Annotated in this window: 9 protein-coding genes; 6 read left to right on the plus strand and 3 right to left on the minus strand. The window is 71.4% G+C overall.

Going from position 1 to position 8,530, the window contains the following annotated elements; translation table 11 throughout:
• Window positions 1–11: 11 nt before the first annotated feature.
• From ACZ6X9_RS27175 to sbnA, 3 genes are read right to left on the minus strand one after another with little or no spacing between them, the layout of a single operon-like run.
• Entirely contained in the window at window positions 12–938 is a 927-nt protein-coding gene (locus tag ACZ6X9_RS27175; protein ID WP_469780633.1) for an ACP S-malonyltransferase, read from the minus strand.
• Window positions 935–1,969 carry a 2,3-diaminopropionate biosynthesis protein SbnB gene (gene sbnB / locus ACZ6X9_RS27180; RefSeq protein ID WP_469780634.1) on the minus strand — a complete coding sequence of 345 codons (1,035 nt, stop codon included), beginning with the start codon at window positions 1,967–1,969 and terminating at the stop codon, window positions 935–937. The genes ACZ6X9_RS27175 and sbnB overlap by 4 nt, the downstream gene beginning before the upstream one ends.
• Window positions 1,963–3,006, minus strand: a complete 1,044-nt coding sequence (gene sbnA / locus ACZ6X9_RS27185; protein ID WP_469780635.1) for a 2,3-diaminopropionate biosynthesis protein SbnA — start codon at window positions 3,004–3,006, stop codon at window positions 1,963–1,965. The genes sbnB and sbnA overlap by 7 nt, the downstream gene beginning before the upstream one ends.
• Before the next feature lie 950 nt (window positions 3,007–3,956).
• On the opposite strand from sbnA, the gene ACZ6X9_RS27190 reads away from it, so the two are divergent.
• The 6 genes from ACZ6X9_RS27190 (at window position 3,957) to ACZ6X9_RS27215 (ending at window position 8,357) form a co-directional block, all read left to right on the plus strand.
• Window positions 3,957–4,352 (plus strand): hypothetical protein, encoded by a 396-nt coding sequence (locus ACZ6X9_RS27190; protein ID WP_469780636.1) that lies wholly within the window; start codon window positions 3,957–3,959, stop codon window positions 4,350–4,352.
• Window positions 4,353–4,944: 592 nt separating this feature from the next.
• Window positions 4,945–5,148, plus strand: a complete 204-nt coding sequence (locus ACZ6X9_RS27195; RefSeq protein ID WP_469780637.1) for a cold-shock protein — start codon at window positions 4,945–4,947, stop codon at window positions 5,146–5,148.
• Between the two features lie 265 nt (window positions 5,149–5,413).
• The gene (locus ACZ6X9_RS27200; RefSeq protein WP_469780638.1) at window positions 5,414–6,928 is read left to right on the plus strand and encodes a DEAD/DEAH box helicase; all 1,515 of its coding nucleotides are present in this window, start codon (window positions 5,414–5,416) and stop codon (window positions 6,926–6,928) included.
• 177 nt (window positions 6,929–7,105) lie between these two features.
• Window positions 7,106–7,396, plus strand: coding sequence for a CBS domain-containing protein (locus ACZ6X9_RS27205; RefSeq protein WP_469780657.1), 291 nt, complete (start codon window positions 7,106–7,108; stop codon window positions 7,394–7,396).
• A gap of 49 nt (window positions 7,397–7,445) precedes the next feature.
• Window positions 7,446–7,775 (plus strand): SCO5918 family protein, encoded by a 330-nt coding sequence (locus ACZ6X9_RS27210; protein WP_469780639.1) that lies wholly within the window; start codon window positions 7,446–7,448, stop codon window positions 7,773–7,775.
• A gap of 231 nt (window positions 7,776–8,006) precedes the next feature.
• Window positions 8,007–8,357 carry a MerR family transcriptional regulator gene (locus ACZ6X9_RS27215; RefSeq protein WP_469780640.1) on the plus strand — a complete coding sequence of 117 codons (351 nt, stop codon included), beginning with the start codon at window positions 8,007–8,009 and terminating at the stop codon, window positions 8,355–8,357.
• Window positions 8,358–8,530 lie beyond the last annotated feature (173 nt).

Genomic DNA, 8,530 nt, shown 5'->3' on the forward strand with positions numbered 1-8,530 from the left:
ACTCACTGTTGTCAGGCCCCCAGGCGGCGCAGCAGCGCGGTGAGGGAGGTCGGCGTGTCCACCAGGGACACCTGCGGTGTGGCGGGTACGTGCTTGGCGAGGCCGACGAGGGCCTTGGCGGGCCCCACGGCCACCGGCGGCGCGGCGGGCTCCGGCCGTGCGCCGGCCGCCTCCATCAGCTCCCGCCAGCGGACGGGCGCGCACAGCGCGTCGGCGAGGTCCCGGCGCAGGTCGGCGTCGTCGGTGCCGAACGCGCCCGTGGTGATGAGGCCGACGGGGGCGGTGGCGGGCCGCAGTCGGACCTCGGCGACGGCCGCCTCCCAGTCGGCGGCGGCGGGTGCCATGAGCCGGCTGTGGAAGGCGTGGGAGACGTCCAGCGGCTTGGCGCGGGCGCCGACGGCCGCCGCGAAGTCCTCGATGGCGGCCAGGTCGCCGGAGGCGACGAACTGGCGGGGGCTGTTGTCGGCGGCGATGTCCAGTCCGCGCTCGGCGGCCGCGGCGAGGGCCTTCTCGCGCTCGGCGCCGGTGGCGAGGACGGCGCACATGCCGCCCTTGCCGGGCGCGGCGGCCATCAGCTCGCCGCGCAGCCGGACCAGGCGGACGGCGTCGGTGAACTCCAGCCGCCCGGTGGCGACCAGCGCGGTCACGGCGCCGACACTGTGGCCGGCGGCGGCGGTCGCGGTGACGCCGTGGGACTCCAGCGCCCGCCAGGCCGCGACGGAGGCGGTCAGCAGGGCGGGCTGGGCGTTGTCCGTCGAGGCGAGCTCGTGTGCGGGGGCGTCCCAGCACAGGGCGCGCATGTCGATGCCGAGCGCGTCCGAGGCGGCGTCGAAGACGTCCGCCGCCTCCGGGCGGGCGGTGGCGAAGGCCCGGCCCATGCCGGGTACCTGGCTGCCCTGGCCGGGGAAGAGGGCGAGGACGCCCGGGCCGCCGCTCATCGTCCGGATCCCGTCGCGCCGTCGCCGGAGCCCGTCATGCCGTGGCCGAGGAAGCCCTCGACCTGTACGCCCAGCCCGCGCTCGGCGGCCTGCGCGCGGACGTACTCGGCCAGCGCCATGTCCAGGATGCCCAGGCCGAACGGCGAGAAGACGGTGACCCGTTCCGGGTCGCGGGTGAACCGGGCGGTGCCGCGGACCAGGGCGCCGATGCTCGCGTCGATGAAGTCGCGGTGGCCGGCCTGCTGTTCGGCCAGGTGCAGCGAGGTGCGCTCGCGGCAGACGTGGTCGGCGTCGTCGACGATGTTCTGCGCGCCGAGGATGACCTCGGGGTGCAGGTCACGCAGCGAGACGTGCAACACGACGGTGCCGGGGCGGAGTTCGTCGGAGCCGAGGTGGGGGGTGCCGCTGGTGGTGGCCAGGGCGATCAGGCCGTGCCGGGCCAGCGCGGTGGGCCGGTCGGTGGCGACCTCGACGGTCAGGCGCGGCCCGAGCTCGCGGCAGCGGGCGGCGAAGGCCTCGGCGCGCTCGGTGTCGAGGTCGAAGACGGTGACCTCGCGGAGCGTGGGCAGGGCCACCAGGAGGAAGCGCAGCACCTCGGTGTTGATGACACCGCCGCCGACGAGGGTGACACCGGTGGGCTCGTCACCCTCGGTGAGTATCCGGGCGGCGAGGGCGGCGCTCGCGGCCGTGCGCTTGGCGGAGATCTGCGAGCCCTCCAGGAGGGCCACGGGGAAACCGTTCTCCAGGGAGTTCAGGACGATGGCGGCGCTGGCGCGCGGCAGGCCCTCGTCGATGTTCCCGGGGAAGGAGGCGATCCACTTCATCCCGGCGACCGGGCTGTCACCGCCGGCGAACGCGGGCAGTCCGATGATGCGGTTGCGGTCGTCGCCGGGGAAGCGGAGGAAGGTCGAGTGCGGGACGGCGGTGCGGCCGTCCTCGTGGACCCCGTAGGTCTCCTGGACGAGGGCGAGGATCTCCTCCTCGCGTCCGGCGAGCACCTCGTGGACGTCGGCGTGTCTGGCGATCAGCACGGAATTGCTCCTACGGTCTCGGGCACCGGGCCCGGGTTCTCTTGCCACAGATGGGAGACGTCACCGAATTTCCGGGCGACCCAGGAATCCGAATAGATGGTCTCCAGATAACGCTCGCCGCTGTCCGGGAAGACGACCGCGACCCGGGACCCGTCCGGTATCGCGTCACGCATCCGGTCGACGGCCGCGACGACCGCCCCGGACGAACCGCCGGCCAGAATGGCCTCGCGGTCCACCAGGCGCCGGCACATGCTCACGCATTCGAGGTCCGACACGTGCACCACGTGATCCGCCGCCCGCGGGTCGAACAGGGCGGGCCGGAGTGCGGCGCCATGTCCCGGCAGGAGCCGCGTGGTCGGCGGCTGGCCACCGAATATCGCGCTGCCCACGGCGTCGACCGCGACGATTTTCGTGGAAAGCCCCGACTTCCTCACGTAGTCGGCGCAGCCACGCAGTGTGCCACATGAACTCGTCGCGCAGAAAAGGTAGTCGACGCGCTCGTCCAGTGCGGTCACGATCTCCCGCATGGTCTGTTCGTGGGCCGCCGCGTTGAGCGGATTGCCGTACTGGTTGGGCCAGTAGGCGTCGGGCACGGACCGTACCAGTTCCCGCACCCGCCGGATGCGGCTCGGGAGGTATTCGCCGGTCGCCGGATCGGGTTCCGTGATGACCTCCACCTCCGCCCCGTAGGAGCGGATGATGGCGATGTTCTGTTCCGTCGTCTTGGCGTCCACGACACAGACGAACCGCAGCCCGAAATACCGGCAGACCTGGGCCAGCCCGATCGCCAGGTTACCCGAGCTGGACTCCACGACCGTGGACCGCCCGGGTACCAGCTCGCCCGAACCGACCTTGTCCAGCAGCATGTTGAGCGCGACCCGGTCCTTGACGCTGCCGCCCGGGTTGAACTTCTCCAGCTTGGCGAAGACGCGGAACACCCGGTCCGGAAAGATCCTGTCGAGTTCTATCAGAGGAGTGCCGCCGATCGTGTCGAGCACTCCCCCGATCCCTCGACTCGGCATCGCTTGCGTGAGCATGCGAAAGGTCCCCCTTGGCGCGGCGAATGACCGCATGACGTCGTGAATACGGGACGCCGGTCGGCCTGCGGGCAGCACGAATCGGCGCGGGATGAATCGGCGGCGCGGCCGGATCCGGGTACACCGGACCGCCACGGCACGGCCGAAAGAAAAGGCTTGGTCGATTCCGGGCGCGGCAGGGCGGCCTCAGGCAGCCCGACGGGCCCGGAAGTGAAAGTAAGTCAGTCAGCCCCTCGCGCCCGGCGCGAGGAGATCAGCGTGCGGCGGGCGCGTTGCCTGCAGCCCGCGAAAACGGTGAACACGAGAAGAACGGACGATTTCCGCGACCGGGGCACACCACCGGCCGGCTCCGTTCAGCCGTTCGTCGATCGAGACACATCCCCCGGGAATCCCTGTATGGACGGATTCCGGCCCGATACCCTTCAAGACTCTCCCCCGTATGCCCGACTCCGCACGCTTCCGTTGCTCCGGAACGCGGTGCGTCGAGCTGTTAACCCCACTTAACGCCGGTGAGCTTAGGCAGATCCGGCCGAGAATGCAAGATCGTCTCAACGCCATTGAACCGACTGGTCAGTAACTCTCGGAGGGCGGCCGCGGGAACCCTTCTCCGACAACGACGCATCCCGGGTGACGGCACCCTTCGGGCGACGCCGCCACTCCTCGCCGACGGACCGGCCCGACAGTCCGGGAGCCGCCACCCCACGAGGCCCACCACACGCCTGACGCATCGTCAACTGCGTTGTCACGCAATTGGAACATCGCCATCCGTTCACCCACACCCCCACCTCCCGCACACTCCCCGCAACCGGAACATCACACTCCAGGGGCGAATTGTCGGCATTTTCCGGTGACCATCCCCACAGCTTTGGACCAGACCTATAGGTAACCGTCGGCAACCGAGTAAAAAAGTGGTCATGAGAGACGCGAACTCAGCTTGCGCCGCAGCCTCGTTGACCCTTGCGCAAAAGCTGGAGTACCTGCGGTCGCGAGGCGGCCCCGGCGGCACGGAACCGCCGTCGGACCGCCACATCGCCGAAGCCGTCAACAAGGAGGCGGGCGAGACGGTCATCTCTCATGTGACGCTCGGCAAGCTCCGCAAGGGCGAGCAAGTCGTCACCACGGACGCCCGGTTGGCCGCGCTCGCGGACTACTTCGGGGTCGACCCGCTCTTCCTCCAGCGGAGCAGGGAGGAGATCGTCGACGAGATAGCCGTGCGACTGCGCTACCTCATCGCCCTGCACGCCGGCGACATCACCGGGACGGGGCGGCTCTCGAGCTCCCACGCGGAGCTGGTGGAGTTCGTCGAGAGGGCGGTACGCGCTTGCCGGACGGACGAGGGGCACTGACCGGGCACCCCGCCCGCCCCCTCATCCCCCACCCGCCCCAACCCCCCCTCCATCTCGGATCCCCCTCCGTCCCGGATCTGCCACCGGCTCCGGCCCCCTGCCTGCCCCGGATCCGCCACTGCCCCGGATCCACCGCCCGCTCCGGATCCACCTTTCGCCCCGATCCGCCACCTGCTCCTGCCCCACCGCCCGCCACCACGCCCGGCCGGCCGACGATGTGACCCACGTCGCACCGGAGCGGCCCGGTGCCCTCATGGCGGTGCCGCTCGCCGACGGCCGCAGCGGACGGCGCGCCCCCCATCGCAGGAGCTCACAGCGCCGCGCGACAAAACGTGCGACAAAAAATGCCGCACCCTCGAAGACCAATATCTGTGCCCGCGACGAGAGAAATAGACACAGGGCACGGCGAATATTCCTGGGCCACCGACACGGCCGCAATTTCCGTCCCTGCGGGGCCGATCCCACCGTGCTACTGTCGATCTCAGTTGCAGGTGTGGTTGCCAGAAGGTTCATTTCCTACGGGGTAATCACCACGGCGACACGGAATTCACACAGGGTGAATTCCTGACACCGCCTCCGAAGGAGAAATGACATGGCTACTGGCACCGTGAAGTGGTTCAACGCGGAAAAGGGCTTCGGCTTCATCGAGCAGGACGGCGGCGGCGCCGACGTCTTCGCCCACTACTCCAACATCTCGGCCCAGGGCTTCCGCGAGCTGCTGGAAGGCCAGAAGGTGTCGTTCGACGTGGCGCAGGGCCAGAAGGGCCCGACGGCCGAGAACATCGTTCTCGCCTGACACCGGCACCGACGCACACTTCGCAGCCGGGACCCGCACCTCCGGGGTGCGGGCCCCGGCTCGCCGCGTTTTCAGGACGCGTGTGTCCAGGGCGTGCGACGGCGACGCTCCACCGCATCACCGACGGTGGGACATTCCCCGCCGTCCCGGCCCGCCCCCATCGACCCAGGCCCGTCTCGAAAATTCTCTGCGCCGCTCATGTGCTGCGGAATGCCGTGGGAATTCCTTGTACGCGCCTTGTCGGCCTCGTCAAGGAAGGTTTCGCATGAAGCGAGCCCGTACATCCCGCGCATATGACCATTCCGGCGGTCCGCGCCGTTCCGAGGGTTCCGGAAATCGCCCGACGGGACGAACCGGACGGCCCGGACGCTCCGATCGGTCCGGCCGCTCCGGTCGCCCCGGCCGCTCCGTGCAAGGCGAATTCGCCCCGCCGGAGACGATCACCCCCTCCCTCCCGGCCGTCGCGACATTCGCCGAACTCGACATGCCCGAGCGGCTGTTGGCCACGCTCGGCCACGAGGGCGTGACCGTACCGTTCCCGATCCAGGCGGCGACCCTGCCGAACTCCCTGGCCGGGCGCGACGTACTCGGCCGGGGCCGCACCGGCTCCGGCAAGACCCTCGCCTTCGGCCTCGCCCTCCTGGCCCGTACCGCGGGGCGGCGCGCGGAACCCCGGCAGCCGATCGCCCTCGTCCTCGTCCCCACCCGTGAGCTCGCCCAGCAGGTCACCGACGCGCTCGCCCCGTACGCCCGCTCCGTGGGCCTGCGGCTGGCCACCGTCGTCGGCGGCATGTCCCTCGGCAGGCAGGCCGGCGCGCTGCGCGCCGGGGCCGAGGTGGTCGTCGCGACGCCCGGGCGGCTCAAGGACCTCATCGACCGGGGCGACTGCCGGCTGGGCGACGTCGGCATCACCGTCCTCGACGAAGCCGACCAGATGGCCGACATGGGCTTCATGCCCCAGGTCACCGCCTTGCTGGACCAAGTGCGCCCCGACGGGCAGCGGTTGCTCTTCTCGGCCACCCTGGACCGCAACGTCGACCTGCTGGTCCGCCGCTACCTGACGGACCCCGTCGTCCACTCCGTCGACCCGTCCGCGGGCGCGGTCACCACCATGGAGCACCACGTGCTCCACGTGCACGACGCGGACAAGCACCGGACGACCACCGAGATCGCGGCCCGCGACGGGCGGGTGATCATGTTCCTCGACACCAAGCACGCCGTGGACCGGCTGACCCGGCACCTGCTGAGCAGCGGCGTCCGCGCCGCGGCCCTGCACGGCGGCAAGTCCCAGCCGCAGCGCACCCGGACGCTCGCCCAGTTCAAGAGCGGGCACGTGACGGTACTGGTGGCGACCAACGTGGCGGCGCGCGGGATCCACGTCGACAACCTCGACCTCGTCGTCAACGTGGACCCGCCCAGCGACCACAAGGACTACCTGCACCGCGGCGGCCGTACGGCCCGCGCCGGCGAGTCCGGCAGCGTCGTCACCCTGGTGACCCCCGGCCAGCGCCGCGACATGAGCCGGCTGATGGCTTCGGCGGGCATCACCCCGCAGGTCGCCCAGGTCCGTTCGGGCGAAGCGGAACTGAGCCGCATCACCGGCGCCCAGGCGCCTTCCGGTGTCCCGGTCGTCGTCACCGCGCCGATCGTGGAACGCCCCGGTGGCGGGTCGGCGCAGGGCCGCAGGGGCCGCCGGGGTCGCCCCGGCCGGGGCCGGCCCTCCGGCGAGGCGGCGTCCCGCGGGGCCCAGCGGCGGACGGGCTTCGGCTCGGCCGCCTGACGACGCCGTGATCACCACCCCACCCCTGCCCGGTAGGAGGCACCCATGACGCCGTCCCGGCCCCACCACCCCGCGGCCCTCCCCTCTCCCCGCAGCACGACTCACACCACGGCCCACGCCACGACTCACACCGTGGCCCACGACGGGAACGCGTCCGGCCCTCGGGTCCGCGACGACATGACGGTGGAGGTGGCGCTGTCCCTCATGGCCGGTGCCCGGGTCGACCACCTCGTCCTGTGTGACGGTGACGACCAGGATTTGGGCCTGATCACCCTGGCGCGGCTCGCCGCCCTCCGCGAGGGCCCCGCCTACACGGACCGGGTCCGGCTGCGGGACATCCCCGACGGGCCGTTCCCCGCGCCCGGCGCCCGGCCCGCCGCCGGGTCCGACAGCCCCCGGCCCGACGTCGCCGGGGAGCACGGCCGGGCCCCGGACGCCCGCGCTGTCGCCGTCGTCCTCGCCCGCTGATCCGTCCCGCCCGGTCCCCCGTCGTCCCCCTCCCCCTCTGTGAGGCATCATGCGCTGTGTCATCGCCCGGTACCCGTTCGATCTGACCAAGAACGGGGTGCTGGCCCTGATGCAAGGCGTCGCACCCGAGCTCGTCACGGGCGAGTCCGTGACCATCGGCCGCCGTCGTTACCCGGTCAAGCAGGTGGGCCAGGTCATCACCCGACAGGACCGCCGCGACTTCACCGGTGAGGAAGTCGTCCGGGCCATGACCCGCCTCGGCTTCACCTGCCACCACCAGCCCGCCCCCGCGCCGGCGGTCCTCCCCACCTCGCTCGAGACCGCCTCGGCGCTGCTCGGCGGCGACGCGTCCCCGGGAGTGACCCCCCTGGGGGTGTGACAATCAGGCGGAAATCGCCACCCAGGACCCGGTGAGGGCCCTGCCGACGCGCGTCGGCAGGGCCCTCATCGTCGTATCCCGTCCCCCCGGCCGCCGTCAGGCCGCCCGGGCCGGGTAGCGCGGAAACAGGAGGTCGGCGCAGCACGAGGGCCGACGGATGGTGTTCAATCTCCTTCGGGGCCTGGTGCCGTACGGCGCGGGGCCCCTAGACGCGTTACACGACGAGGTGACATGGCAGCAGACACTCCACTCAGCGATCGCCTGGACGACGACGACTACCCCGCCTACACCATGGGCCGGGCGGCCGAGATGCTGGGCACCACCCCGGCATTCCTCCGTGCCATCGGCGAGGCGCGGCTGATCACGCCCCTGCGTTCGGAGGGCGGACACCGCAGGTACTCGCGCTACCAACTGCGGATCGCGGCCCGCGCGCGCGAGCTCGTCGACCAGGGCACCCCGATCGAGGCCGCCTGCCGGATCGTCATCCTCGAGGACCAGCTCGAAGAGGCTCAGCGCATCAACGCGGAATACCGCCGCGCCGCGGACGAGGCGTCCGACGGCCGCCGTCCCGGACCCGCCTGAGCCCCAGGGACCCGCCTGAGCCCGAGGGGCCCGCCGGCACACGCCGACAGGCCCCTCATCGCGTGATCCGTGTGGTGGGTGTGGTGGGGTGTCGGGTGGGTCAGTGGTCGGAGTAGTGGAAGTCGCCCATGGTCCAGGCCCTGACGTCCTCGATGGCCACGCGGTACATGCCG

It is taken from the genome of Streptomyces sp. NPDC052910 (assembly GCF_055585605.1).

Excerpts from the sequence above, each read along its gene's own strand:
- ACZ6X9_RS27175 (WP_469780633.1), bottom strand. The coding sequence starts at position 938 with ATGAGCGGCGGCCCGGGCGTCCTCGCCCTCTTCCCCGGCCAGGGCAGC.
- sbnA (WP_469780635.1), bottom strand. The coding sequence starts at position 3,006 with ATGCTCACGCAAGCGATGCCGAGTCGAGGGATCGGGGGAGTGCTCGAC.
- ACZ6X9_RS27195 (WP_469780637.1), top strand. The coding sequence starts at position 4,945 with ATGGCTACTGGCACCGTGAAGTGGTTCAACGCGGAAAAGGGCTTCGGC.
- ACZ6X9_RS27200 (WP_469780638.1), top strand. The coding sequence starts at position 5,414 with ATGAAGCGAGCCCGTACATCCCGCGCATATGACCATTCCGGCGGTCCG.
- ACZ6X9_RS27205 (WP_469780657.1), top strand. The coding sequence starts at position 7,106 with ATGACGGTGGAGGTGGCGCTGTCCCTCATGGCCGGTGCCCGGGTCGAC.
- ACZ6X9_RS27210 (WP_469780639.1), top strand. The coding sequence starts at position 7,446 with ATGCGCTGTGTCATCGCCCGGTACCCGTTCGATCTGACCAAGAACGGG.
- ACZ6X9_RS27215 (WP_469780640.1), top strand. The coding sequence starts at position 8,007 with ATGGCAGCAGACACTCCACTCAGCGATCGCCTGGACGACGACGACTAC.